The organism is Nitrosopumilus piranensis (assembly GCF_000875775.1).
GTDB classification, from domain to species: Archaea; Thermoproteota; Nitrososphaeria; order Nitrososphaerales; family Nitrosopumilaceae; genus Nitrosopumilus; species Nitrosopumilus piranensis.
Genome location: NZ_CP010868.1, coordinates 1,249,091 through 1,272,366, shown reverse-complemented (window position 1 = coordinate 1,272,366; position 23,276 = coordinate 1,249,091). Strand labels below are relative to the sequence as shown.

Annotated in this window: 30 protein-coding genes; 18 read left to right on the top strand and 12 right to left on the bottom strand. The window is 33.9% G+C overall.

Annotated elements, in window-relative coordinates; genetic code table 11:
- Nucleotides 1–87 precede the first annotated feature (87 nt).
- Nucleotides 88–453, top strand: a complete 366-nt coding sequence (locus NPIRD3C_RS07705) for a DUF6659 family protein (RefSeq protein ID WP_148703596.1) — start codon at nt 88–90, stop codon at nt 451–453.
- Here the strand turns inward: NPIRD3C_RS07705 and proS are convergent.
- Together proS and NPIRD3C_RS07695 are read right to left on the bottom strand one after the other, a co-directional pair.
- Complete coding sequence (gene proS / locus NPIRD3C_RS07700) at nt 450–1,892, bottom strand: proline--tRNA ligase (protein WP_148703595.1); 1,443 nt, start codon at nt 1,890–1,892, stop codon at nt 450–452. The two genes, NPIRD3C_RS07705 and proS, sit on opposite strands and share 4 nt — an antisense overlap.
- A 51-nt stretch (nt 1,893–1,943) precedes the next feature.
- Complete coding sequence (locus NPIRD3C_RS07695; protein WP_148703594.1) at nt 1,944–2,234, bottom strand: hypothetical protein; 291 nt, start codon at nt 2,232–2,234, stop codon at nt 1,944–1,946.
- 102 nt (nt 2,235–2,336) lie between these two features.
- Here NPIRD3C_RS07695 and serB point away from each other — a divergent pair, with 102 nt between their 5' ends.
- The 5 genes from serB to NPIRD3C_RS07670 all read left to right on the top strand — a co-directional run bounded on the left by serB (nt 2,337) and on the right by NPIRD3C_RS07670 (nt 6,023).
- Entirely contained in the window at nt 2,337–2,987 is a 651-nt protein-coding gene (gene serB, locus NPIRD3C_RS07690) for a phosphoserine phosphatase SerB (RefSeq protein WP_148704172.1), read from the top strand.
- Nucleotides 2,988–3,022: 35 nt separating this feature from the next.
- A complete protein-coding gene (gene cofE, locus NPIRD3C_RS07685; RefSeq protein WP_148703593.1) occupies nt 3,023–3,748 on the top strand; it encodes a coenzyme F420-0:L-glutamate ligase in 726 nt (241 codons plus the stop codon).
- Nucleotides 3,749–3,802: 54 nt separating this feature from the next.
- Nucleotides 3,803–4,717 carry a PHP-associated domain-containing protein gene (locus tag NPIRD3C_RS07680; protein WP_148703592.1) on the top strand — a complete coding sequence of 305 codons (915 nt, stop codon included), beginning with the start codon at nt 3,803–3,805 and terminating at the stop codon, nt 4,715–4,717.
- Nucleotides 4,718–4,785: 68 nt separating this feature from the next.
- Nucleotides 4,786–5,022 (top strand): sulfurtransferase TusA family protein, encoded by a 237-nt coding sequence (locus NPIRD3C_RS07675; RefSeq protein ID WP_148703591.1) that lies wholly within the window; start codon nt 4,786–4,788, stop codon nt 5,020–5,022.
- Nucleotides 5,023–5,030: 8 nt separating this feature from the next.
- On the top strand, nt 5,031–6,023 hold the full coding sequence (locus tag NPIRD3C_RS07670; RefSeq protein ID WP_148703590.1) for a cysteine synthase family protein: 993 nt from the start codon (nt 5,031–5,033) through the stop codon (nt 6,021–6,023).
- Between the two features lies 1 nt (nt 6,024).
- Here the strand turns inward: NPIRD3C_RS07670 and NPIRD3C_RS07665 are convergent, their stop codons facing one another.
- Genes NPIRD3C_RS07665 through NPIRD3C_RS07650 form a run of 4 tightly spaced genes read right to left on the bottom strand, consistent with a single transcriptional unit; the run spans nt 6,025 to nt 8,234 of the window.
- Nucleotides 6,025–6,498, bottom strand: a complete 474-nt coding sequence (locus NPIRD3C_RS07665) for a hypothetical protein (protein WP_148703589.1) — start codon at nt 6,496–6,498, stop codon at nt 6,025–6,027.
- Nucleotides 6,499–6,530: 32 nt separating this feature from the next.
- Entirely contained in the window at nt 6,531–6,746 is a 216-nt protein-coding gene (locus tag NPIRD3C_RS07660; RefSeq protein WP_148703588.1) for a hypothetical protein, read from the bottom strand.
- Complete coding sequence (trxB, locus tag NPIRD3C_RS07655) at nt 6,743–7,747, bottom strand: thioredoxin-disulfide reductase (RefSeq protein ID WP_148703587.1); 1,005 nt, start codon at nt 7,745–7,747, stop codon at nt 6,743–6,745. The genes NPIRD3C_RS07660 and trxB overlap by 4 nt, the downstream gene beginning before the upstream one ends.
- Nucleotides 7,748–7,796: 49 nt before the next feature.
- Nucleotides 7,797–8,234, bottom strand: coding sequence for a CBS domain-containing protein (locus NPIRD3C_RS07650; RefSeq protein ID WP_148703586.1), 438 nt, complete (start codon nt 8,232–8,234; stop codon nt 7,797–7,799).
- Nucleotides 8,235–8,344: 110 nt separating this feature from the next.
- On the opposite strand from NPIRD3C_RS07650, the gene NPIRD3C_RS07645 reads away from it, so the two are divergent.
- Together NPIRD3C_RS07645 and NPIRD3C_RS07640 are read left to right on the top strand one after the other, a co-directional pair.
- Complete coding sequence (locus NPIRD3C_RS07645) at nt 8,345–8,776, top strand: universal stress protein (RefSeq protein WP_148703585.1); 432 nt, start codon at nt 8,345–8,347, stop codon at nt 8,774–8,776.
- Nucleotides 8,773–9,207, top strand: a complete 435-nt coding sequence (locus tag NPIRD3C_RS07640) for a universal stress protein (protein WP_148703584.1) — start codon at nt 8,773–8,775, stop codon at nt 9,205–9,207. The genes NPIRD3C_RS07645 and NPIRD3C_RS07640 overlap by 4 nt, the downstream gene beginning before the upstream one ends.
- 2 nt (nt 9,208–9,209) lie before the next feature.
- Here NPIRD3C_RS07640 and NPIRD3C_RS07635 read toward each other — a convergent pair whose 3' ends face one another.
- Nucleotides 9,210–10,064 carry a CBS domain-containing protein gene (locus NPIRD3C_RS07635; RefSeq protein WP_148703583.1) on the bottom strand — a complete coding sequence of 285 codons (855 nt, stop codon included), beginning with the start codon at nt 10,062–10,064 and terminating at the stop codon, nt 9,210–9,212.
- 110 nt (nt 10,065–10,174) lie between these two features.
- Here NPIRD3C_RS07635 and NPIRD3C_RS07630 point away from each other — a divergent pair, with 110 nt between their 5' ends.
- Genes NPIRD3C_RS07630 through NPIRD3C_RS07620 form a run of 3 tightly spaced genes read left to right on the top strand, consistent with a single transcriptional unit; the run spans nt 10,175 to nt 11,867 of the window.
- Complete coding sequence (locus NPIRD3C_RS07630) at nt 10,175–10,516, top strand: hypothetical protein (RefSeq protein ID WP_148703582.1); 342 nt, start codon at nt 10,175–10,177, stop codon at nt 10,514–10,516.
- Between the two features lie 2 nt (nt 10,517–10,518).
- Complete coding sequence (locus NPIRD3C_RS07625) at nt 10,519–10,950, top strand: universal stress protein (protein ID WP_148703581.1); 432 nt, start codon at nt 10,519–10,521, stop codon at nt 10,948–10,950.
- Nucleotides 10,951–10,964: 14 nt separating this feature from the next.
- Nucleotides 10,965–11,867 (top strand): malate dehydrogenase, encoded by a 903-nt coding sequence (locus NPIRD3C_RS07620; RefSeq protein ID WP_148703580.1) that lies wholly within the window; start codon nt 10,965–10,967, stop codon nt 11,865–11,867.
- Here NPIRD3C_RS07620 and NPIRD3C_RS07615 read toward each other — a convergent pair.
- Nucleotides 11,861–12,628, bottom strand: a complete 768-nt coding sequence (locus NPIRD3C_RS07615) for a DUF6775 family putative metallopeptidase (RefSeq protein WP_342399200.1) — start codon at nt 12,626–12,628, stop codon at nt 11,861–11,863. The two genes, NPIRD3C_RS07620 and NPIRD3C_RS07615, sit on opposite strands and share 7 nt — an antisense overlap.
- Nucleotides 12,629–12,792: 164 nt before the next feature.
- Here NPIRD3C_RS07615 and NPIRD3C_RS10695 point away from each other — a divergent pair, with 164 nt between their 5' ends.
- From NPIRD3C_RS10695 to NPIRD3C_RS10485, 4 genes are all read left to right on the top strand, one after another.
- Nucleotides 12,793–12,942, top strand: coding sequence for a hypothetical protein (locus NPIRD3C_RS10695; RefSeq protein ID WP_192827842.1), 150 nt, complete (start codon nt 12,793–12,795; stop codon nt 12,940–12,942).
- A 33-nt stretch (nt 12,943–12,975) separates the two neighbouring features.
- A complete protein-coding gene (locus NPIRD3C_RS07610) occupies nt 12,976–14,394 on the top strand; it encodes an SLC13 family permease (protein ID WP_148703579.1) in 1,419 nt (472 codons plus the stop codon).
- A gap of 44 nt (nt 14,395–14,438) precedes the next feature.
- The gene (locus NPIRD3C_RS07605) at nt 14,439–14,909 is read left to right on the top strand and encodes a universal stress protein (RefSeq protein ID WP_148703578.1); all 471 of its coding nucleotides are present in this window, start codon (nt 14,439–14,441) and stop codon (nt 14,907–14,909) included.
- A gap of 89 nt (nt 14,910–14,998) precedes the next feature.
- Nucleotides 14,999–15,181 carry a hypothetical protein gene (locus NPIRD3C_RS10485; RefSeq protein WP_160272898.1) on the top strand — a complete coding sequence of 61 codons (183 nt, stop codon included), beginning with the start codon at nt 14,999–15,001 and terminating at the stop codon, nt 15,179–15,181.
- Between the two features lie 22 nt (nt 15,182–15,203).
- Here the strand turns inward: NPIRD3C_RS10485 and NPIRD3C_RS07595 are convergent, their stop codons facing one another.
- The 3 genes from NPIRD3C_RS07595 to NPIRD3C_RS07585 form a co-directional block, all read right to left on the bottom strand.
- On the bottom strand, nt 15,204–15,677 hold the full coding sequence (locus tag NPIRD3C_RS07595) for an SHOCT domain-containing protein (RefSeq protein WP_148703576.1): 474 nt from the start codon (nt 15,675–15,677) through the stop codon (nt 15,204–15,206).
- Nucleotides 15,678–15,899: 222 nt separating this feature from the next.
- The gene (locus NPIRD3C_RS10690; protein ID WP_192827841.1) at nt 15,900–16,055 is read right to left on the bottom strand and encodes a hypothetical protein; all 156 of its coding nucleotides are present in this window, start codon (nt 16,053–16,055) and stop codon (nt 15,900–15,902) included.
- A gap of 638 nt (nt 16,056–16,693) precedes the next feature.
- The gene (locus tag NPIRD3C_RS07585) at nt 16,694–17,512 is read right to left on the bottom strand and encodes a sulfide-dependent adenosine diphosphate thiazole synthase (RefSeq protein WP_148703574.1); all 819 of its coding nucleotides are present in this window, start codon (nt 17,510–17,512) and stop codon (nt 16,694–16,696) included.
- Nucleotides 17,513–17,703: 191 nt separating this feature from the next.
- On the opposite strand from NPIRD3C_RS07585, the gene NPIRD3C_RS07580 reads away from it, so the two are divergent.
- Nucleotides 17,704–19,512: a nitrite/sulfite reductase gene (locus NPIRD3C_RS07580; protein ID WP_148703573.1), complete on the top strand. Its 1,809-nt coding sequence runs from the start codon at nt 17,704–17,706 to the stop codon at nt 19,510–19,512.
- Complete coding sequence (locus NPIRD3C_RS07575; RefSeq protein WP_148703572.1) at nt 19,509–20,306, top strand: sulfurtransferase; 798 nt, start codon at nt 19,509–19,511, stop codon at nt 20,304–20,306. Before NPIRD3C_RS07580 ends, NPIRD3C_RS07575 begins: the two co-directional genes overlap by 4 nt.
- On the opposite strand, the gene NPIRD3C_RS07570 is transcribed toward NPIRD3C_RS07575, so the two are convergent.
- Entirely contained in the window at nt 20,307–21,428 is a 1,122-nt protein-coding gene (locus tag NPIRD3C_RS07570) for a tetratricopeptide repeat protein (protein ID WP_148703571.1), read from the bottom strand.
- Nucleotides 21,429–21,548: 120 nt separating this feature from the next.
- On the opposite strand from NPIRD3C_RS07570, the gene NPIRD3C_RS07565 reads away from it, so the two are divergent.
- The gene (locus NPIRD3C_RS07565) at nt 21,549–23,162 is read left to right on the top strand and encodes a collagen-like domain-containing protein (protein ID WP_148703570.1); all 1,614 of its coding nucleotides are present in this window, start codon (nt 21,549–21,551) and stop codon (nt 23,160–23,162) included.
- Nucleotides 23,163–23,276: the final 114 nt, after the last annotated feature.

Below are 23,276 nucleotides of genomic sequence, written 5' to 3'. Positions count from 1 at the left end.
TCAGTTTTTTCCACTATTATATCTGACCATAGATTCATTATTGGGAATTTGAAAATTCTTTTTATCTTTAGCTTATCTTGAGAAGGCATGTCTGATGATTTTACTTCAAAATGTGAACTTTTGCTAAAAGAACCTGAAATTCGTTTTGCAGGATTTTTAGATATGATGGGAAATTTGATTGTAGGATCATTCCGTGATGACGTTAAACCTCTAAAAACTGAGGAAGAACGTAAGAAGATGTTCATTGAGGCTGTATTGCGTATTAGAACGAGGCAGGATTTTGATGATAATCTTGGATCTGTATCTTATGCTGCTGCACGAAGAAAAAAAGTTGTAACATTTACTTTTCCATTAGATAATGTAGTTTTGTTTGTATCTGCAGAATCTGATGTGGATATTGACAAGATGGCACACAAAATAATGAATTTGTGTTCAATTGAAAATAATTCTTAGTATCCTCTAGCAAAAACTGGAACTGACTGGCTTTGCTCTCCACAATAGATGCATTTTGAATCTGTATTTTCACTTCCAAATGGAATGACTCGTATATCTGCGCCTGTTTCTTCTTTTATCTTCTCTTCGCATTCTAATTTTCCACACCAGGGTGCATTGAAGAATCCGCCATCTTCAATTTTTGATTTGAACTCTGCATAATCTAAAATATTTTTTGTATTTTCTTTTGATTGTATTTGTGCATTTTCTAACATGTTTTTTTGTATTTCATCTAAAATAGTAATAATTTTTTCTATATTGTTAAATTCTAAATTCAATTTTTCACGATTGTATCTTTTTGCAATAACGACACTCTGTTTTTCGATATCTTTTGGTCCAATTTCAATACGCATTGGTACTCCTTTCATTTCCCAATCATTGAATTTGTAACCTGGTGACAATCCTTGCCTGTCATCTACTTGAATTCGAATATCTTTTGATTCTAATTTTTCTTGAATCTCTTTTACTTTTGGTATTACTTTGTCTCTACCTTCATCATTTTTGTAAATTGGAACAATTACTACTTGAGTTGGTGCAACTTTGGGTGGTAAAACAAGACCTTGATCATCTCCATGAGCCATAATCATAGCTCCAATTAATCTCCATGACACTCCCCATGATGTTTGCCATGCAAAATGTTCTACATTATCTTTGTCTGCAAACTTTACTTCAAATGGTTTTGAGAAATTTTGTCCTAAGAAATGTGATGTTCCCATTTGCAGTGCTTTGCCATCTGGCATTATGGATTCCATAGTAGTTGTATACACTGCTCCTACAAACTTTTCTTTTTCACTTTTCTTTCCGGTTGTAACCGGAATTGCCAATTCCTCTTCAACAGTATTTTTGTAAATTTCTAAAATTTTCATCACTTCTTTTTCTGCTTCTTCTTGTGTTGTGTGTACTGTATGTCCTTCTTGCCACAGAAATTCTGATGTTCTCAAAAATGGTTTTGTTGCCTTTATCTCTGCACGCAAAGCAGTGTTCCAGAAATTAATTTTTAATGGTAGGTCTCTCCAACTTTGAATCCATTTAGAATACAATGTGTATGCCAATGTCTCAGATGTTGGCCTTAAAGCCAATCTGTCCCCTATCTCATTTGTTCCAGAATGTGTTACCCAAAAAACTTCAGGATTAAAACCTGCAAAATGTTTTTGTTCTTTTCCTAAAAGTGACTCTGGAATTAATACTGGAAGAAATCCATTTCTGATTCCATTTTTTGCAAATTTTTTATCAAACGTGTTTTTCAATGACTCCCAAATGGAATATCCGTCTGGCCTTAGTACAATTAATCCTTTTACAGGTGCGTAATCTGCCAATTTGGCTTTGAGCACTACTTGAGTATACCACTCACTAAAATCATCTTTTTTTGAAACCGTGATGCCAACGTCTTCTTTACTCAAACTAAAATTTTAAGAATAAATTAACTAATGAGCCTTTCGTGAACAATGATTCTATTTTTTGAGTGGGTCGCCTTTACAGAGGACTTTTCCTGTTACTCTACTTTGGAAGTTTGGACATACGAAGCACTGGATAAAATGAATGTCATCTTTTAGAACAGGACAAGCTACAAATTCTTGTTTCATTCTTTTGAGCATTTTTGGACTGACTCCCTTTAACTTCAATTTTCCTTTATCATCCATCATTCCTGATGCTTTTAGCTCAGCTTTTACGTCATCTGGTAGTTTTTGTCGTCCTTCTCGTTCTTGAATTTCTACTTCAAATTTGTGTTCTAGTTCGCCCATGACTATACGACTAACTCCGGTGATTTATTACTAACGTTTTTTCGATCTCAAAAAAGTTTAAACTTTAATATAATTAGCAAATTTTTGCAAAACAGAAATCAATTGTTAGTAATTTTTGATGTTGAAGGTGTTTTGTATGATGAAGAATACCTTCCAATTCTTGCAGAAAAGGTCAACAAACAAGATGAGATTTGGGCAATTACAAAACAAGGCATTCAAGGAAAAATTAACTGGGAAGATGGACTAAAAACTAGAGTTGCTGCCCTAAAAGGACTCGATGAAAAAACATGTCAAGAAGTTTCAGATACATTACCAATCATGACTGGTGCAAAAGAAGCATGTAGAGCATTAAAAGCAGCTGGTTGGAAATTGATGGCTGTTTCAGGAGGATTCACCCTGATGATGGAGAGATTACAAAAAGAATTAGACCTTGATTATGTTTTTTGTAATGAATTGATTTTCAAAGATGGTAAACTTGATGGAGTAAAAATCAATGTTGATTCAGACAAGTCAAAATCTGCAAAAATAAAAATTGAAGAATGGGGTGAAAAGAAAGAAGATATTGTTTGTGTTGTAGATGGTGCCAATGATGTCAAATTATTTGATATTTGTGGACTGGGCATCGCATATCGTGCACAGGATTTAGTTAAGGATTTAGCAACAACGACTTTGGAAGAAAAAGATCTTTCCAAAATACTTGACATTATCAATAAACACTACAAATTAGAATTAGAAGTTCCAACACCTGCATAAACAATTTTTTAGTCCATACACTTGAGATACTTTAATTGGAAATTATCCCTGTAACTATTGAAAAAGAAATTGAGAAATCCGATGATATTTCTCAATTAATTACATCTTCATCTAAAATTCAAGATGGTGATATCATTGTAATTGCTCAAAAAATTATTTCAAAACAGGAAGGGCGCTTAATTGATCTATCTACAGTAACTCCTTCACTACTTTCTGAAGGAATAAGCTCTCAGTATCAAAAAGATCCTCGAATAACTGAATTAATTTTATCTGAATCAAAACGAATCATTCGAATGAAAAATGGAATTCTAATTGTTGAAACAAATGGTGGAGTAATATGTGCAAATGCTGGAATTGATGAGAGTAATGTGAAAGAGGGGTTTGCAACATTATTGCCATTAGATTCTGATAAATCAGCAAAAACTATTCGTGAAAAAATTTATGAGCACACAAAAAAAGATGTTGCAGTAATAATTTCTGATACCTTTGGACGACCATTTAGAATGGGACAAACTAATTGTGCTATAGGTATTTCTGGATTAGTTCCAATTATTGATTATGAGGGAACAAAAGATACATTTGGAAAAACTTTACGAGTTACTGCGATTGCAATTGCTGATGAACTTTCAGCTGCATCTGAATTAGTAATGGGAAAAACATTGAAAACCCCTGTAGCAATTATTCGTAATTACTCCTTCACAAAAGGAGATACTGGAACACATGAATTAATTCGTCCTGAGCATGAAGATCTTTTTAGATGAATTTCTCTAATTTCAGTAAGATTATTACCTAAAGAAGAAAAATTTTATTTGAAAATGCCAATAAGTGCAGAATTACATTGCCACAATTCCTTTTCAAACTTTCATGTTGGTGATGATGAACCTCCATATGACTGTGATATTTCTATACGAGATCAGCTAGAGCGATCATATAATCTAGGATTAGATGCAATTTTTGTAACAAACCACAACACGCTGGATGGATATAATCAATTATTGGAATACAAAAATGATCACGCTAAATTCAAAAACATTGATGTTTTTCCAGCTGAAGAAATTACTACTGATACAGGAGCGCATGTTTTAGCTTATGGCATTCATGATGCAATTTCTCCTGGTCTTTCTTTAGAAGAGATTATTGATGAAGTAAGAAAACAAGATGGTGTTTCATCTGCTCCTCATCCATTTAGTTTGCTTGATGCATTACGCAATGATGCAAAAAAATGTGATATGGTTGAGGTCTTTAACAGTAACAATATTGATATTTTGTCTAATGCACGTGCAACTGAATTTGCTCTAGATAACAATATGACTCAAGTTGCAGGAAGTGACTCTCATGTTTTATCCACTCTTGGTAGATGTGTTAATGTAATTGATTCAGAAAATAATCTTGATGATATTTTACGTGCAATGAAAAAAGGTAAGATTTCGATTTCCCAAACTGGATATGCTTTGCAAAATGAAACTCTTGATCACTTACGATACAAAATCAACAATTCAAAAGAATACATTTTTGATTATATTTCTGAGCATTACCCAAGTACAAAATGGCTTTTTTCATTGTTATTGAAACTCTATGATTCAAATCCAAACAGTCATGCATGGACTTTGTTCTATAAACTTGGAATTTATTTTATGAAGAGAATTTCCCAAAAAATTAATTTTCAAAATCATGATCCAAGTTTCATGAAAGATAGGTATCTTCCAACTATGTTTAAAATGGCGTTATGATCAAAAATGAATCTAATTAACTCAAATAGCTTTTAATATGACAAAACGCTCTTTTTCAATTAGATACTATGTCTGAATCCTCAGAAAAAAAATTAGATGCAACTGGATTGTTTTGTCCAGAACCTGTTTTTAGAACCAAAATTGAAATTGAAAGAATGCAAGTAGGTGAAACGTTAACTGTTTCTGCAGATGATCCTGCTGCTGAAGATGATATTTCTAGATGGGTTACAAGAAATGGTCATGAACTCCTAGACATGTCTAAAGATGGCGATGTTATTACTTTTCAAATTAAAAAGGTGAAATAACCAAAATTATGACCACCGTCACTGATACAGATGTTTTGAGTCGTGTAGGCAATACTCCTCTTGTAAAACTAGACTCTCTTTCACATGATAACACTGATTATTTTGCAAAATTAGAAGGGCACAATCCATTTGGTTCAGTAAAGGACAGAGCTGCATATTGGATGATAAAAGATGGTGAGGAGAGAGGAATTTTAACAAAAGGTAAGAGCATTATCATAGAACCTACATCTGGAAATACTGGAATTGCACTAACTGGAATTGCAAATTTGTGGGGGTACAAAGTTGAGATTGTAATCCCTGAAAAAGCAAGCAATGAAACTAAAGATATTATTCGAAATTTAGGTGCTAAGGTATTTGAGACAAGTGATGATTTATGTCCTAAAGTTGGTGCAGGTACTGATCAAAGTATTGCCCTTGCAACTTCAATTGCATCCTCGAGGCCAGATACGTACTATTCACCTAATCAGTATGCAAACGAAGCAAATTTCAAAGGACACTATGTTGGGACTGGACCTGAAATCTGGAAACAAACTGAAGGCAAAGTAACTCATTTCTTTACTGGTGTAGGTACTGGTGGCACAATAACTGGAATCGGTGCATTCCTTAAAGAAAAAAATCCAAATGTAAAAATTATCGGATGCCAGCCACAACAAAATCACTTAATTCAAGGATGGAGAAACTTTGAGGAATCTGCAAAACCTGATTTGTTTTTGAAGAGAGAAAATGTAGTTGATGATTGGATTTCTGTTGATAACAGTGAGGCATTCTCTGTAGTAAAGGAAGTCTTTGAAAAAGATCAATTATTGATTAGTCCATCTTCTGCAGCAGTTTATGCATGTATGAAAAAATACCCTATCCAAGGAGATGCATGTGTTGTTGGAATCTTTGCTGATGATGGAAGAAAATTCAAGAGTGTTTATGCAAATCAGAATGTAATGTCTGAAGATGATTTTGAAAATTGTCTTAAAGATGCAAAACACATGTCTGAATTAGCATACTAAATTACCCTAGAATGCTTTTCAAATTTCTCTCATAAAAATCTCTAAAAAATGAATTCATATCCCTTTCATGGTTTAGACAATTATTACTCTGTTCTGTAATAGCATTTTTAATTTCTCTGCTCCATTGGCTCTGTTGTTTATCTTTAGAATTAATTATTGATGGATTTTCTTGAATTTTCTTCATAGTACCTATTAACGATAATGATAACTGACGAAATTTGCTTATTTGTAAAAGAAATCTATTTGCTTCTTCTTTGTTAGTGATTTTTACTAATGAAAATATCTGATTGTAATACTCTAAACTTTTTGTGTTGTACTCTTCAAAATTTTTAATTCTTTTTTGCCAATATTCTTTAGAATTTTTTTCTTCTACTTTGTAACTGAATTGAATTTTACTTAATTCTCTGCCTAATTTTGCCAATTTATCACTCTGCTCTTTGATCATTTTTTTGTTATTTTCTGCCTCAGCACTCATGAATATCAGTAAATTCTATTCCAATAAAGAGTTTAGATTTTTGATTTATTCCACGAGTCAAGGGATTCTTTGGAATACTCTAGTATACATTTTTCACAAAATGAATCCCATTCTCCTATTCCTATTTTTTTGAAATAATCTATTGACCATTTGTATGGTGGTTCTTCTCGATATTGAAACTGCTGAATTGTATAGATGTCTTTTTCAAGAAACTTGTTTAAGCATTTTTTGCATTGTGCATTTTTCATTCTTGTTTGTCTGCACTTTCTGTTAGATATTTGTCAACATCAATTGCTGCCATACATCCAAATCCTGCAGCAGTAATTGCTTGTCTATAACTTCTATCATGAACATCCCCTGCTGCAAATACGCCTTCAACATTTGTGTGTGTTTTGTCTTTTAAAACCACGTAGCCTTCGTCATCCAAATCAATTTGATTTTTGAACAATTTTGTATTTGGGACGTGGCCAATTGCAACAAATAGGCCTCCTACATCTAATGTTGCTTCTTCATTTGTTTTGAGATTTTTTAGAACTGCTTGTTGCATTTTTTCATTACCTTTAATGTCAATGACAGCTGAATCCCAATGAAATTTTATTTTTTCATTATTGAAGGCTCTTTCTTGCATCACTTTACTTGCACGTAATTCATCTCGTCTGTGTACTAGATGTACGGTAGTTGCAAATTTTGTAAGAAATGTTGCCTCTTCAATTGCAGAATCACCTCCGCCCACTACAACTAGTTCTTGATTTCTAAAGAATGGCCCATCACATGTGGCACAATATGATACACCTTTTCCACCAAATGTTTCTTCACCTTCCAATCCTAATTTTCTTGGATTTGCACCTGTGGCGATAATGACTGCACGCCCTTCGTATTCTTCAGATGCTGTCAAAACTTTTAGTGGTTTTCGCCTAAAATCAACATCAACTGCTTCATCATCAATTATTGTAGTTCCCATTCTTTGAGACTGTTTTCTCATTTCAATCATCAAATCTGGCCCCATTATGCCGTTTTCAAACCCTGGATAATTTTCAACCTCTGTTGTATTGACCAATTGTCCACCTGGTAATATTCCTGATAAAATTAATGTGTCATAACCTGCTCTGGAACAATAAATTCCAGCAGTATATCCTGATGGTCCTGCACCAATTATGATAACATCAAATTTTGTTTTCTTTTTGTCTGGCATCTTTGGATTGTCATCATTTGTTTCAAGTACAGTTGCACCTGAATCTGCTGCCATCATAGTAAATCATCTTTTAGTTTCAATAATTTAAGTGAATATCCCTTTTTGACTAATCATCTTTCATTCTCATTAGAATCTGATCACATATTTTTCGCATTTGAGAATCAGATCCAACACTTGAAATTTTAACTATGTCTGTGGTTGTAATCATTCCTGTAATTTGGTCATTTTCTTTTACTGGGAGTTTGTGAATTACTTTTTCTTTCATTATTTCTGATGCCTCCCAAATTGTTTCTTCTGGGCTAATTGTGATTAGTGGTGATGACATCACTTCGCCAATTTCAGTAAATAATGGTCTTCCTTCAGCAGCAACTTTTGTAACAAAATCTCTTTCTGTAACAATGCCTATTGGTTTTGATTGATCTGTGACAACAACACACCCAACACTCATTTTCTTCATCTTTTGTGCTACATCCTGTAATGATGTTGATTTGTCTGCAGTAAGGACGTTTTTACTCATTACTTGACTGACAAATGTATTGTCCATGTTCTATTAGCCTATCCCAATTATATCACTTAAATTCTAAATTATCATAATTGAAAATCAAATCAGATAATCGTTAAATCCTTTTAATGGTAATCTGCTTATTCTAAAACATGGTCATTAAGACAAAGAGAATTTTAGTGCCTCTTGATGGCTCAAAAAACTCTATTCGTGGTTTAGACATGGCCATACATGTTGCAAGACAATCTCAGGGAGTAGTTGTTGCTTTAACTGTAAAATCTGTGCCTGGAATATATGCCATTCATCCTTTGGGATTTTTAGATTTTAACTCTGCAAAGGAAGCAAAAAAAATTCTTGATGCTGCAAAACTAAGGGCTGCAAAAAAAGGAATTAAACTAATTCCTAAAGCAATGTCTGGAGATCCAGGATATGACATTGCACGATTTGTAAATAATAAAAAAAATAAAATTGATTTGGTTGTAATTGGGGCTCGCGGCAGAAGTTCTGCAAAGAAGCTTTTCTTAGGAAGTGTTTCTAACTATGTTTTACACAAATCAAAAAAGCCTGTACTTATTGTAAAATGACCATACGTGCTACAAACTTTAAAAAAATTCTTGTTCCTCTTGATGGTTCTAAATATTCTGAAAAAGCATTGCAACGTGCATGTGAATTAGTTGATGCGTTTGGTTCTAAGATTATTTTGATTTATGTTGTTGAAAAATCTCCTACTATCAACCTACTCGATCGTAAAGAATATCTGTCAATTCTTAGAAAATTTGGGAAAAAAACACTAGAGCGTTCAAACAAGACACTATCTAAAAAAGGAATTATTACAAAATCATTTCTTAAAGAAGGAAATATTGTTTCTGAAATTGAAAAAACCGTAAAATCTGAGAAATGTGATCTGATAATTGTTGGAAATAAAGGCCTTGGTGCAGTTACAAGATTTTTGCTTGGCAGTGTTTCAAATAAACTTGCTCAACATTCTCCATGCTCTTTGTTCATTGTAAAGTAAGTCTAGTTTGCTAAAACACTTACAATATCTGATTTTGTAATAATTCCTACTAATTTTGATTTTTTTACAACCGGCAATCCGCTAATGTTGTGTTTTATCATAAGCGTAATTGCTGCTCTGATTTCTTCATCAGCATCAACTGTAACTGGGTTTGTTGTCATAATGTCTGTTGCATGGAATGGAAAAAGATAACTCATTTGATTTGCGTGCCCTTCTGTTAATCCTTTTTTGAATTTGTACTCTTGTACTTCCTTTGGATCAGCTGATTCTGCAATCCATTGTGGAATTTTTGCAGGAACAAAATCTCTGAATGTGATAATCCCCACTGGCTTTTGATTTCCTTTAATTATCACTCTGGATATTCCATACCTTAGTAACATACTTTCGACATGCAAAATTGGATCACTTGGGGATGCTGTAATCAAATCTTTTTTCATCACTTGAGATATTTTGAGTGATTCAGAACCTTTTGTTAGAAATATTTTAACTAGATCTGTTTTTGTTATAATTCCACCAAGTGTTTTGTCATCATTTAGAATAATTACCACACTTATTCTGTGCTTTTTCATAATCTGTGCGCATTCTTTAACTGTATTTTCTCTGGTAAGTGTGAATAATTTTTTTGGTATGAAATTTTTTGCTTTTACTGATTTTATTGGATTATTGCCTAATTCATAAATTTTTTTTGCAATGTCTTTTTCAGTAATTACTGCTATTGGATTTTTTTTGTCAACTACAACTATTCTCTTTACTTTGTTTTTTAGAAGTGACTCTCTTACTTTTACAAGGGTTGCATTTGGTCCAACTGTAATTGGTTTTGTTAGTAATTTTGTTAATTTCGAGTCTTTTAGATTCATGTGATTATTATTCTAATATTCATTAAATATGTCATTCTTAATACCATGCATGAAAATCACGACTAGTAATTACTAAAAGAGTTTTTAATTGTAATTTCAAGAGTTTATCTATGTCTGAAAAAATTCCATTATACATAATTGGTTTATCTAAAGATGAACCTGCCAGCGAAATTTTAATGTCTAAGTTTGGTGATGCGTTAGAGAAAGTTCAACAGGTATTGTCTGATATAATTGAGGCTAAAATTTCTGTAAAATCTCAAAATCCTGAAGGTTCTAGAACTCATTATGATGTTACTGCTACTGTAAAAACCTCAAAAAGACAACTAGTCTATACTGAATCTGGATGGGATATTCTAAAAATTTGTGATCAGTTAATTAAAAAATTAGAGAGAGAAATGCCAAAACATGATGATAATCGTCAAAGAGAAAGTATTCGTAAGAGGAAGGATTAACCATGTTTCAGAATATTTTAGTTCCATTTGATCTGTCTGCACAATCTACTAGGGCCTTTAAGGCTGCAGTAGACGTTGCAAAAAAATATCGATCAAAACTTACTCTTCTGACCTGCCTTGAGGGTGATGCATGGCATCACAAGTTCTATGATGCAAGAGCTGATTCTGAATTAATTAAAAAACAAAAAAAGGTTTCACAACAACATCTTGAAAAATTAGAGGCAATTGCTAAAAAAAATAATGTCTCTGTTAAATCTCACATATTGACATCAAAATCAGTTGTAAATGATATTGTGGTATTTGCAAAATCTAGAAAGCATGATCTAATTGTAATTGGGTCTCATAGTAGAACTGGTTTTGATAAGGCTATTTTGGGAAGTGTTGCAAACGGCGTTTCTCAAAAAGCAAAGTGTCCGGTTCTTATAGTAAAATAGTCCTGGTGATATTATTGATCTCAATAGTTGGTAGTGGTAGAGTTGGCGCATCAACTGCATTTCTTTGTGTTTCAAATGGATTAGATGACGTGCTACTTGTAAATCGATCAAAAGAAAAAGCCCTTGGCGAGGCATTAGACATTGCAAGTGCAATACCTGCACATTCTAAATTTTCTATTCGAGGAACTGATGACTATTCTGAATTGGTTGGCTCTGATATTGTTGTAATAACTGCAAGTGTTGAAGTTTATACCAAGGACAGAACTGAAAACATGGATTTGCAAGTCAAAATGATAAAAGATATTGCAAATAAAATCAAACAATACTGTCCTTCTGCCATAGTTTTGATTGTTTCAAATCCTCTTGATGTCCTAACTTACTTTTTTCAAAAACAAAGTGGTTTTTCCAGATTTAGAGTGATTGGTATTGCTTCTAGTCTTGATACTAGCAGATTTCGTTATTACATTTCTGAGACACTATCTGTCCCACAGTCCTCAATTTCTAACGCTCTTGTTTTAGGGGAGCATGGTGATTCTATGGTTCCTGTTTTTTCAGGCGTATCTGTTGGTGGTAACCCTCTTTTTTCAATGATTGACAGAAGGGACACAATCACTGAAAATGTACGAAATTATTGGAAGACATTGAGAAATTTTAAGAGCAGATCTCAATTTGGCATTGCTAAAAACACATTTGATGTAATTGATGCAATTTTAGGTAAAAAAGAGATTGCCCTACCTGCATCCGTTGTTCTTGAGGGAGAATATGGAGAAAATGATGTTGCAATGGGTGTGCCCGTAAAAATTAATCAAAATGGTGTATCTGAGATACAAAAAGTAAAACTTGATGACACAGAGTCATCCTCTTTGAAAAAATCATCTGAAATAATTCGTAATTACATAAAATCTATTCATCAATGATTTACTATATTCTGTAACTTTTGTTGATGCTTGTTGCAGAGTTTTCTATTTTTTAATTGTGAATAAATAAGATCTTTTTGCCAATGTGCATTGTATAGCCTACACTTCTTATCATCACAAAATACTTCTCCTGTTTCATAATACATGATTGTCTGTAGGAGATAACCTTTAACAACTTCTGATATTCTTGAATCATTGTATTCTAAAAATTCGCCTTTGTATTTTTCCTTGATTTCATTTTCTTTTTTTAAATTTGTCATCAAGTCTAGATAGTATTGCTTTGGTTTAGCAGGTGCCTCTATTATCCCTGTAGTTGATATGATTGTAGGATTTGATCCAATCAGTGCCCTTGCATGATATCTGTAATCACTTTTATCAAAAGTACATGTAAGTTTGTTTGTAAAAATTATGTGCAGTATTTCTTGATTGCTTTCATTTGGTGAAATGAATTTTTCAATTATTTTTTGAAATTCAAATCCATCATAAAGAACTCTTTCCTCATTTTGTGAGTTATCTGTATTACTTTCTTCCATTTGTATTTCTTGGACTGTTGGATTGTGTTTTTCAAATGGTTTTTTTAATTCAAAAATTCGAGTTGTTGCAATTTTTTGGAAAATTTCTCCATTTGTATTTTCAAAGAAATTTGGTCTAATTTCCACATTGACATGAAAGGTTTTGCTGATGAATTCTTTTACCTCATTAATTTTAATTTCAGGTACAGTTGGTTCATCATAAATGATAATTTTTTTAATGTTCAACATGTACAAAATAACATGATTGCATATCTTTCTAACGTTAATTTTTTTAAAATTAGATAGTTTTTACGTATGATTTTTCTAATGTCTTGTAACCCTACACTGTTTTTGAATATCTGCCATGATTTTTAGCAACTACTTTAATAATTTGAGAGAAGTTATTTTGAATAATGGTATTACTTGAGGAACTACGTGTTTGCAAGAACTGTGGTAATGTTTTTTCTAAAAAAGCAGGTGTTACAAATATTTCAGAATGCCCCCAATGCAAAGGTACAAGCTTTGAAGAAATAGAAAATACGGATGTATTATCTCAAGAATAACACTGATAATTACTAATAGGGTGCACGCAAAAAATGAAATTTAATCTTAGACGCTTTGGGATGGGTTTAGGACCTTTACTGTTTTTTCTAATTTTATTCATGCCCACTCCTGATGGTATGTCTGAAAATGCAAAATCTGTTCTTGCTATTTCTGTCTGGATGATTGTTTGGTGGATCACAGAAGCAATCCCTGTTTATGCAACCGCACTTCTTCCTATAGGATTGATTCCTGTACTAGGTGTTTTACCTGTGAAACAAGTTGCAGCTGAATATATGCATCCAATAATTGTATTGCTTCTTGGAATGTTTATGATAGCACTAGCTATCGAAAAATCTGGCTTACATAGGAAGATTGCTTTTGAATTAATTTCTGTGTTTGGATATTCTCCCAAGAGAATTCTTTGGGGTTTTATGATAACAACTGCTTTGTTATCTACTGTTGTTATGAGTACTACAGTGGTTTTGATATTGCTTCCAGTAGCAGGCATTATTTTGACAGCACTAACAAAAACTAATTTCATTACAACAAAATTTAAAATTATTTTCATGTTGTCTATATCTTATGCTTCATCAATTGGTAGTGTTGCAACTTTAATTGGTGCTCCTCCAAACCTACTTTATGCTGCAACTGTGATGGAGATGTTTGCACATAAAGTGACATTTGCAGAATGGTCTCTGTTTGGAGCTCCATTAGCATTTTCTATGCTAATAATTTGTGGATTTTATATGAGTAGACAAATTGGGAAATCTAACTTTGAAACCACATCTGAAATTAAAAACACTTTGTTACTTGAAAAATCACAAATTGGAAAAATAACCCTGGAACAAAAAACAGTTCTGGTAGTACTGTTGGTGGTGTTGGTGCTAATGTTTACTATTCCGTTATGGCAACCAGATAATTCTTTTATTACAAATTCAGTAATTGCTATTTTGGGAGGTATCTCTCTTTTTGTTTTACCAAAAACCCGTTCTGAAAGTTTAATGAATTGGGCTGGTATTGAAAGACTTCCTTATGGATTGTTGTTTTTGTTAGGAGGGGGATTTGCATTATCATTAGCATTTGTAGATTCTGGTTTGGCAAACTGGATTGCACAATATTTTGCATTTGTTGGGAATTATCCATTTGAGTTTGTGATTGTCATTTTAGTAGCAATGATCATGTTTCTAACCAATGTGAAATCAAATACTGCTACTGCAGCAATATTCATTCCGATAGTAGGAACCATGGCATTACTTAACGGGTGGACTCCATTACCAATTTTATTTGCCATAACTGTTGCCACATCGTTTGCATTTTTACTTCCAATGGGCACTCCCCCTAATGCTTTAATTTATGAAAAAGCACAGATTCCAATTAAAGCAATGGTAAAACATGGTCTCGTGCTTAATGCTATGGCTATTGGATTGATTTCTGCCTTTACAATATTTATTTCGACAAAATTTCTTTTTTGATAAATGTCTTTATAGTTTATTTACTAATTCAATGAGAATTCGACATGTACAAAACAATTCTAGTACCTCATGGGGGAACTCCAGCTGGAGATCTTGCACTCAAACATGCAATACATGCCGCAAAGGAATCATCTTCTAAAATTATCCTTTTACATGTAATTGAAGAAATTCAACACCCTGCCACATTTGCTTTATCTGAATCAGAACGAGAAAAAATGTTAAACAGTATACAAGAAGCTAATGAATCAATCCGTCAAGAAATGGTAAAAGAGATGGAACAAAGAAGTCAGGAATGCAAAGATGAAAACATAAATGTTCAAGTTAAAGTCGAAATGGGAAATGCTGCAGAAAAAATTCTAAATATTGTGCAGAATGAAAATGTAGATCTAGTTGTTATGGCAAAACGTAGGAAGTTAAAGGGAGTCAAGAAACTGCTTTCTTTGGGTAGTGTATCTCGAAAAGTAGTTGAAAACGTATCTTGCCCTGTAACTTTGATTGATGTTGAAAAAATTTAATCAAATCAATGTAATGCTATTTTACAAAATTTAAGGTAGCAATTAGAAATTATATGTTCTTTTTAATTTTTGAATACACAAAAATCCCAATGGCTGCAAAACCTATCACAATTATGGCCAATCCTATCAACCACTCTTGTGAAAACCAATCAAAATTAGTTACAATCACAATGCCAATCAAAATTGTTATGGCAACTCCTAATGAAAAAATTAGGATATTTTTATTCATCTCTTATGTTTTTCAGATGCTGATAAGTAGTTATGGATTCTAATTGATATCTGTGCAAGTCTTTCTTAGATTTTTGCAAGAATTTTCTTCTTTTTTGAATTAAATTCTTTTTGAGTAATTATTTTCTTTTGTTTTAATTCTGCAAGTTTTGTTAAAAGTTCAAGATCCCTTTCTCCAGGATATTTTTCTCTGATGAACATGCCTGTAACAAATTTTTTAAATTTGTTTATGGGGCCTCTTGACTCTTTTAATCCATCTTTAGTAGCGTTTTGAATAATTTTAGATGTTGTTTTTGTAGAATTTTTTAGTTTATTCCAGTACTCTGATGTTGATACCTTGTCTGGAATACTGGTAATTTTCTCATTCAAATCTTTTAGTCTAGCCCGTTTTTCTTTAATCACAAAATCTTTTGCTATTGTGGCATTTGTTTTAAATGACTCTTGAAAATCTGATATATCTTGATTAATTTTTTGAGATGATGGCAACATGGGACCGATTTGTGTATTAATTATTGCTTTTTGATTTCTCATTTGTTTCATGAGTGACCGTAGATCAATTATGGATATAATCCATAAGTAAGATGATCTAATCCAGACTTAAATCAACTCTAATCTGTTTTAATAATAACAAATGACATAATTGATTAGTGAATTCGTGATAAGACAGCTACCTTATACATGCGATGTAGGTCTGCCTTCACTGAATTCACAATAAAAATAATGTTCTAAACGTAAGTAATAATCTAATTCAAAATCATTCTATTATTTTTTGGAAATCTTATTTTGAGTGTTGGATATTTTAGGCTTGATTGTTTTAACTTTGCTTTTCAAATGAGTTTTTTCATGTTTACGTACCTCATCAAATGTGTATGATGTTCCAATCCAATGAAAATCACATTCCTTACATTTGTACTTCATTTTGTAGAACTCCTTTTACAAAAACTTGTAATTTGAATTGCTTGATATCTATGTGATATTTGTTATTGGGTTCATTGACACTTGACATCAATTTGAAACCTTTCTTTTGTGACTCTTTTCATGGAGAAGTAATTTCTGAAAATTATCTTCTGATGCATCCCAAGTAAAATTGCAATGTTTGCAATGATATGTCATTTATTTTCCTGCATCCTTGGATTTCTTATTCTTGGATTCTTCAAATGCATTTACATCTTTTACTGCTTTGATTTTGGAAGAACCAAATCGTAATTTTTCAATAATTTTTTTAAACATACTATGTGTAGTTTTCCCTTGATATATACCGGCGTAATTCTTACACTTTTTGATTAGAAAATATACCGTCTATGTCTCGTTTCCTAAATACTAGTATGCCATACAATAGTATGAACTGTCATAAAAAAAGTGAAGCCCATGTTTGGAGATATTCTAAACATAACAAAATTCGTAGGTGTCTAAAATGCAAATCCAGAATTCCAATTACGGAAAAGGAATATCATCTCAAATGGGGCATGCATGAAAACATTACAAAGTAGATTTTGATTTGTAATTACATCGCATTTTTTTCAAGTTAATTAAAGATTAGTAACAAACGAATTGCTTTATCTTTCTAGCTCTTTGATTTTTTCAGCTGCAATTTCAGCTGCTCTTTTTCCAGAATACAACATTGAACCAAATGTAGGTCCCATTCTTGCCAAACCATGAGTTTCAGTAACTGACATTCCAGCTGCAATAAGTCCTGGATATATTTCCCCTGTCTTGTGAACTACATGTTCTTCTCCATCGTTTACAAACATTGGTTCCATTCCCTTCCATTCTGCAAGACCTCTGTCTACTAGTCTTTTTACTGCAACAGAATCATGACCTGAAGCATCAATGATTACTTTGGCTTCAAATGCAACTGGATCAACACATGTAATGTTGCGTGGTAATGCTGAAACTGGCATCCAATTTACAACAATTCCTGCAACTCTTCCGTTCTTTAGAACTAAATCATCAAACTTTGTTAGTTGTAAGAATTTTACTCCTGCATCACATGCGCCTGCAATTAATTTTGATACTGCATGTGGTCCTGGTGTCAAATACAATCCTTCCTTTACTTTTTTGTATGGAATCCCCAATTCATCCCAAATTTTTTGTGCAGGTTCTCTTACAGTAACTGGATTCATCATATATCCTCCTAGCCAATATCCTCCGCCTAGGTAGTTGTTTTGTTCAATAACTAAAACCTTGAAACCCAAGTTTGATAGTTCTCTGCTTGCAGTAAGACCGGCAGGACCTGCACCAATAATGATAACGTCAGACTCTGCTCTGTCAATTAAAACCTCATGAAATTCATTTGCAATAGCTTGAGTAATTTCGACTTCGCGAACATCAGTAAATATTTTTGTTGATTGTTCTGCTACTGTAGCTTCTTGCATGAAAAAATTGTTACCTAGAACCCATTAATACTTTCCCACGCACATCAAAAATTAGGATCAACTAATTATTCTATATTGGTAAAATAACTATTCAAAAAATATAGGAAATATTGTGTCGTCCATGAAAGTTTAAGCCCTAAAACCTCCATTTCTCAAAAATTTATATCACAACACAAAGGAATTTCCTTGTATTGACAATATCTGATCTTAAACAATCTGCAGCTGATTCTCCCAAGCCTAAAATTAATTGGGCAAGAATGGAAGAGGCAGATAATTTTGCAAAAACTGTAAAACTGTTCCGTCAGGGAAAATATGACGAAGATAGTTTTAGACGATTTAGACTTCAACATGGTGCATATGGTACTAGAATGACTGGCGACTATGCAATGGTTAGAATTAAACTTCCTGCAGGTGAAATTTATCCTCATCAATTTGAAAAGATCTCTCAACTCAGCGAACAATATTCCATTGGAAGTGCTCACTTTTCAACAAGAGAAAACATTCAACTACATTGGGTAATTCTTGAAGATGTTTCAGAAATCTTTAGAGGATTAGCTGATGTTGGATTAACTTCAAGGGAAGCATGTGGAAATAGTGTTCGAAATGTAATGTGTAGTCCAATGTCTGGTGTTTGTTCTGATGAAGAATTTGATTCTACACCATATGCACTTGCTACTGCAAAATTCTTTTTGAGAAATCCAATGGCTCAAAACCTTCCTCGTAAATTCAAATTCAATTTCACATGTTGTGAGAAACATGGAATGGTAAGGATGGTAGATGTTGGATTAATTCCTCAAATCAAAGAAATAGATGGAACTCCTCAAAGGGGATTCAAAATTTTCCTTGGTGGCGGATTGGGAAATAGATCATTTGTTGGACATCAATTAGAAGACTTTACTCCCGAAGAAGATTTACTTTACACATCAATTGCTGTATTGAGAATATTTGATAGATTAGGGGATAGAAAAAATCTTGCAAGAAATAGAATGCGTTATCTTGTAAATGATATGGGTTGGGAGAAATTCCAGAACCTTGTCTTAAAAGAGAGAGCTGTTGTAAAAGCTACACAATCTATAGTTACGCAACTTGATTTAGACCACACTCCTGATGAAATTAAACGACCAATTCGAATTAGTGATGAGAGTGGAAGTGGAACACCTGATGGTTATGCGAGATGGCTAAAAACAAACACTGAAAAACAAAAACAAACTGATTATCGCACAGTCTTTATCACTCTTGAAGCAGGAGATATCACTTCTAATCAACTAAAAGCACTAGCTGATATTATTCGCGACTTTTCTTCTGAAGGCAAAGCACGTGCAGGCTTTGTTCAAAATGTTGCATTACGTTATGTCCATGAAGATGATTTACCACGTTTGTATTCTAAACTCCTTGAGATTGGATTGGCAAAATCTGGTGCCCTTACCATGACTGCTCCTATTGGATGCTCTGGTACTACATCTTGTAATCTTGCATTAACCAATTCACATAGACTAGCAAAAGAAATCCAAAGAAAATTCTTGGAATTAAAACTTGATGAAGATGATGATCTTCGTGATTCCTCTATCAAAATTAGTGGCTGTCCAAATTCTTGTGGTCAACATGGGATTGCAACAATTGGATTCTTTGGTGGAGGTGCACGTCTTGGAAAAGACATGTATGCAAACTACCAGATGTTGATTGGTGGTCGTTCTGATGGAGATACAATGTTAGGACAAATTTGTCACAGAGTTCCTGCAAAAAGAGTAATCCCAGTAATTTTGAAGATTATTGAACTGTTCAAAGAAAATAAAAAATCTGATGATACTCTCAAATCTTGGATTCATAGAATTGTAAATAATAGTGAGGACTCACAAATCAAATCCATAAATGACATTAGAAAAGCAATTGAACCACTAACAACTCCTCCAACAAAAGATGAGGATCCTGATTTCTATCTTGATTATGGCAGCGATACTAGTTACCATACTAAAACTGGAAAGGGTGAATGCGCTGCTTGACAGAATCTGGTAAAATAACAACCGACGTAGATTCTTTACGTTCTGAGATTAGAGATAAGAGCGTTCGAGTAATTGATGTGAGACGAGAAGATGATTACAAAAAAGATCATATCTCTACTGCTGTAAATTTACCCTTGGCAAATCTATTGTCTGATGACAGCCCTGATCGTGTTTTAAAATTAGTAAATTCAATGGGAATTGATGATGAGACTCGTGTTGTAGTTTATGATGATACATTTGGTGCTCTAGCATCAAGAGTTGCTTGGACATTAGAATATCTTGGACATGCAGATGTTAGTCTTCTTGAAACAACTTATAGTAATTGGAAGTCTCTTGGATTGGAAAGTGATTCTCAGACTCCTGACGTACAAAGTAAGGGACACTCTTTGAAATTACAGCCTGATATTTTGGCCACCTCTGATTATCTAGAGACTGCAAAACAAAGAGATGATGTGATTCTAATTGATAATAGAGAGCGTCTAAATTTCCTTGAGCAACATATTCCTGGGGCAATTAGCCTTCCATACAGAACCCTTGCATCAGATGATAAAATTTTACGACCAAAAGATGACATGAAGCGCTTGCTTGATAATCGTGGCGTGACTGGGAATTCTGAAATTATTACGTACTGTGGAAGTGTGGGAACTCTTTCTGGATTGGCCTATTATGCACTAAAAACTGCTGGACTGCCAAATGCCAAACTGTATGTTCGCTCTTTTAAGGAATGGAAGAATCTTCAAAAACCTACTGCAAAACAAGAAGATGCAAATTACTGGGATTTGTCTGCTGAATAATTAAGAAATTTCGTTTCTAAGTTTTTTTGTGATTGTAACTTCGACATTACCAAATAACATTAACATCTTTTCTTTGTTTTCAGCAATGTAATCATCGCCTCTATCTTTTAGTCTTATTTTCCACAATCTTATTTCTCTGTGTTCATCAAAGAAATTTTCAATCATCTGTTCTCCTGATTTTTTAGGGTCTACAAACTCATCAAATATCTCAATTGCTTTTTCTGCATTCTCTTCCTCAATTGCTTCTCTTGCATCTTGAATTGCTTGGCTTAGTTCTTTGAGATTCTTTACTGGTTTTGGTAATCTCTTTCTTGTAATTCCAAACAAACCTTTCTTTTCTTTACCCATTTTTTCTGCAACATTTGGTGCAAGATCATATATTGGAATTTTACTTAGACCATCTCTTTTTTCATTTTGAACAATCAATCCTTTTTCTAATAATTTTCTTAATGCAGTTTCTGCATCTTTTTTATCTAGAAATGTTGTCCATACAATTGAACCCAATGTGTGGTATCCTTGTCTAATTGATTCTAAAACTACAACTTCTTGAATTCTTTTGAATCCCTCTTCGATTCTAACATTAACAAAATCTTTGTCTCTAATTGATTTTCTTGCATTCTTTACATCAATTTCAATTGAGCGCTTTAATGCTTCTAGTGATTCTGGAACTTGATTTAGTAATGATAAGAAACATGCTTTGTTGTACCATGCCATTCCATATGTTGGGTCAGTCTCAATTGCCTTTTCAACTGAATCCAAAGCTTTTGAATAATTTTTTTGTTCATAATGAACCAATCCCTTAAGATTCCAAGCTTCTGGATTTGTTACATCAATATCTAAAATTCTATCATATACCTTTAATGCTTCATTATGATCATCAATGTGAAATCTTGCATATCCTAATTTTAGCAATGTCTCTACATTGTCCGGATCTATTCTCAGGGCCTGCTCAAAGACTACGATGGCCTCTTCGAGTTTTTCATCTGCCATCAAGTTGACCCCTTTCTTGAACAGTTTCTTGCGATTATAGTCAACATCGACTAGTGCGGTCTCTTCTTTCTTTTTTTCTAAACTAGTCTCATCTTCTTTTTCCTCTGATTTTTTTCCGAATGGTTTCTTCACTAGCTCAAAATGCCTCATTATCTAGATAAATACTATCCTCCGCGAGCCTGAAAATAATTTGATTTAGAATCAATTTATGCGATCTAAATACAGAAATACTTGAAGTATAAACAAACGATTGTGTCATCTCAGTCTAAATTAGAAATCCAAGGCCAGGCACCATTCAAGCAATCAGGTGTATATGAGACTCAAATCTCAATTACTGGAAGTAGACCTACTGATGAACAAATAAAGTCAAAACAGTTTACTTCTCTTTGGCGTGGTAATTTTCATCTTAGAGTAAAAGATGGAGTATTCTCTGAAACAATTGGCACCCCTGAAAACCCAATTCCTTCTTCTGTATTAGAATTAGATACAATATGGATAGTTGTAACTGATCTATTTTCATCATTGTATTCTGTTTTTGATGTTCCTTTATCAAAATCAAAATCAACCACATCTACTCAAACATCTACTGAAACTAAAACAATTTCTGAAATTCCTAAACAAAAACGTTCTACTAAAACAAGTTCTAGTGTAACCGGTCCACCCGGTGACAAAGGTGCCACTGGTCCTCAAGGTCCACCAGGTGACAAAGGTCCCCCAGGTCCACCTGGACAAATAGGTCCACCAGGTGACAAAGGACCTGAAGGTCCTCAAGGTCCACCAGGTGACAAAGGACCTACTGGTGACAAAGGTCCCCCAGGTGACAAAGGAATTTCAGGTGATAAAGGACTAACTGGAGAAAAAGGAATTACTGGTGATAAAGGTGATAAAGGTGACAAAGGTGTACCTGGTCCACCCGGTGACAAAGGTGACAAAGGCCCAACAGGACCAATTGGTGATAAAGGTCCTACTGGATTAAAAGGACCTACTGGTGATAAAGGAGAAAAAGGTCCAACAGGTCCACCTGGCGATAAAGGTTTATCTGGATTAAGAGGTTCTCCAGGAGAAAAAGGTGACAAAGGTCCCCAAGGTCCTCCCGGAGAAAAAGGATTAACTGGACCAATTGGAACACCCGGAGAAAAAGGTCCAACAGGGCAAACAGGTGTTCAAGGTGAAAAAGGAATTCAAGGACCGCCAGGACCAATTGGAGAAAAAGGTCCAATAGGTCCCGCAGGAGAAAAAGGTCCGTTTGGTCCTCCAGGTCCGCTTGGTGATAAAGGATTAACTGGTCCTACGGGTCCACCCGGTGACAAAGGCCCGGTAGGTCCTCCAGGACCAATTGGAGAAAAAGGTGTTAGAGGAACTGAAGGACCAATTGGAGAAAAAGGTCCACAAGGTCCACAAGGTCCAGCTGGCGCAAAAGGTCTTACAGGAGTTCCTGGTCCTCAGGGAGAAAAAGGAGAAAAAGGTTCACAGGGACCCACAGGAGAAAAAGGATTAACTGGTCCTACGGGTCCACCCGGTGACAAAGGCCCGGTAGGTCCACAAGGTTCTCAAGGTGAACGTGGTCCAACAGGTCCATCGGGAGAAAAAGGTCCACAAGGCCCACAAGGAATTCAAGGTCCTCAAGGTGAACGTGGCCCAACAGGTCCGATTGGTTCTATTGGAGAACAAGGTCCACGTGGAGAACAAGGCCCGGTAGGTCCCCCAGGTCCAAGAGGTCCTCCCGGTCCACCAGGAGAAAAAGGTCCTGCAGGTGGAATGTCTTCTGAACAAAAAGCATTATTCAAAGAATTATTGGAAATATTAACTGAGAAAAATGTAATTTCCACTGAAGACCAAATCAAACTAATGAGTTATCTTTACTAATTTTTAGAAATATTTTTTTAAAATATTTTTCATTTTTGTACAGTTCTCACTAATCGCTGTTAGAAAAATGGAAAACAATTCGTCTTTGTGACGATTGTTAATTTACTGACGAGA

What these genes read in the sequence shown, in the direction of transcription:
- NPIRD3C_RS10690 (WP_192827841.1), bottom strand. Translation starts at nt 16,055, where the DNA reads ATGAAGTACAAATGTAAGGAATGTGATTTTCATTGGATTGGAACATCA.
- trxB (WP_148703587.1), bottom strand. Translation starts at nt 7,747, where the DNA reads ATGATGGCAGCAGATTCAGGTGCAACTGTACTTGAAACAAATGATGAC.
- NPIRD3C_RS10695 (WP_192827842.1), top strand. Translation starts at nt 12,793, where the DNA reads ATGGTATTACTTGAGGAACTACGTGTTTGCAAGAACTGTGGTAATGTT.
- NPIRD3C_RS07645 (WP_148703585.1), top strand. Translation starts at nt 8,345, where the DNA reads ATGGTCATTAAGACAAAGAGAATTTTAGTGCCTCTTGATGGCTCAAAA.
- NPIRD3C_RS07695 (WP_148703594.1), bottom strand. Translation starts at nt 2,234, where the DNA reads ATGGGCGAACTAGAACACAAATTTGAAGTAGAAATTCAAGAACGAGAA.
- NPIRD3C_RS07665 (WP_148703589.1), bottom strand. Translation starts at nt 6,498, where the DNA reads ATGAGTGCTGAGGCAGAAAATAACAAAAAAATGATCAAAGAGCAGAGT.
- NPIRD3C_RS07585 (WP_148703574.1), bottom strand. Translation starts at nt 17,512, where the DNA reads ATGCAAGAAGCTACAGTAGCAGAACAATCAACAAAAATATTTACTGAT.
- NPIRD3C_RS07675 (WP_148703591.1), top strand. Translation starts at nt 4,786, where the DNA reads ATGTCTGAATCCTCAGAAAAAAAATTAGATGCAACTGGATTGTTTTGT.
- NPIRD3C_RS07605 (WP_148703578.1), top strand. Translation starts at nt 14,439, where the DNA reads ATGTACAAAACAATTCTAGTACCTCATGGGGGAACTCCAGCTGGAGAT.
- NPIRD3C_RS07625 (WP_148703581.1), top strand. Translation starts at nt 10,519, where the DNA reads ATGTTTCAGAATATTTTAGTTCCATTTGATCTGTCTGCACAATCTACT.
- NPIRD3C_RS07595 (WP_148703576.1), bottom strand. Translation starts at nt 15,677, where the DNA reads ATGAAACAAATGAGAAATCAAAAAGCAATAATTAATACACAAATCGGT.
- NPIRD3C_RS10485 (WP_160272898.1), top strand. Translation starts at nt 14,999, where the DNA reads ATGGCTGCAAAACCTATCACAATTATGGCCAATCCTATCAACCACTCT.
- NPIRD3C_RS07650 (WP_148703586.1), bottom strand. Translation starts at nt 8,234, where the DNA reads ATGGACAATACATTTGTCAGTCAAGTAATGAGTAAAAACGTCCTTACT.
- NPIRD3C_RS07705 (WP_148703596.1), top strand. Translation starts at nt 88, where the DNA reads ATGTCTGATGATTTTACTTCAAAATGTGAACTTTTGCTAAAAGAACCT.
- NPIRD3C_RS07670 (WP_148703590.1), top strand. Translation starts at nt 5,031, where the DNA reads ATGACCACCGTCACTGATACAGATGTTTTGAGTCGTGTAGGCAATACT.
- NPIRD3C_RS07630 (WP_148703582.1), top strand. Translation starts at nt 10,175, where the DNA reads ATGTCTGAAAAAATTCCATTATACATAATTGGTTTATCTAAAGATGAA.
- NPIRD3C_RS07635 (WP_148703583.1), bottom strand. Translation starts at nt 10,064, where the DNA reads ATGAATCTAAAAGACTCGAAATTAACAAAATTACTAACAAAACCAATT.
- NPIRD3C_RS07615 (WP_342399200.1), bottom strand. Translation starts at nt 12,628, where the DNA reads ATGTTGAACATTAAAAAAATTATCATTTATGATGAACCAACTGTACCT.
- NPIRD3C_RS07680 (WP_148703592.1), top strand. Translation starts at nt 3,803, where the DNA reads ATGCCAATAAGTGCAGAATTACATTGCCACAATTCCTTTTCAAACTTT.
- NPIRD3C_RS07660 (WP_148703588.1), bottom strand. Translation starts at nt 6,746, where the DNA reads ATGAAAAATGCACAATGCAAAAAATGCTTAAACAAGTTTCTTGAAAAA.
- NPIRD3C_RS07640 (WP_148703584.1), top strand. Translation starts at nt 8,773, where the DNA reads ATGACCATACGTGCTACAAACTTTAAAAAAATTCTTGTTCCTCTTGAT.
- NPIRD3C_RS07610 (WP_148703579.1), top strand. Translation starts at nt 12,976, where the DNA reads ATGAAATTTAATCTTAGACGCTTTGGGATGGGTTTAGGACCTTTACTG.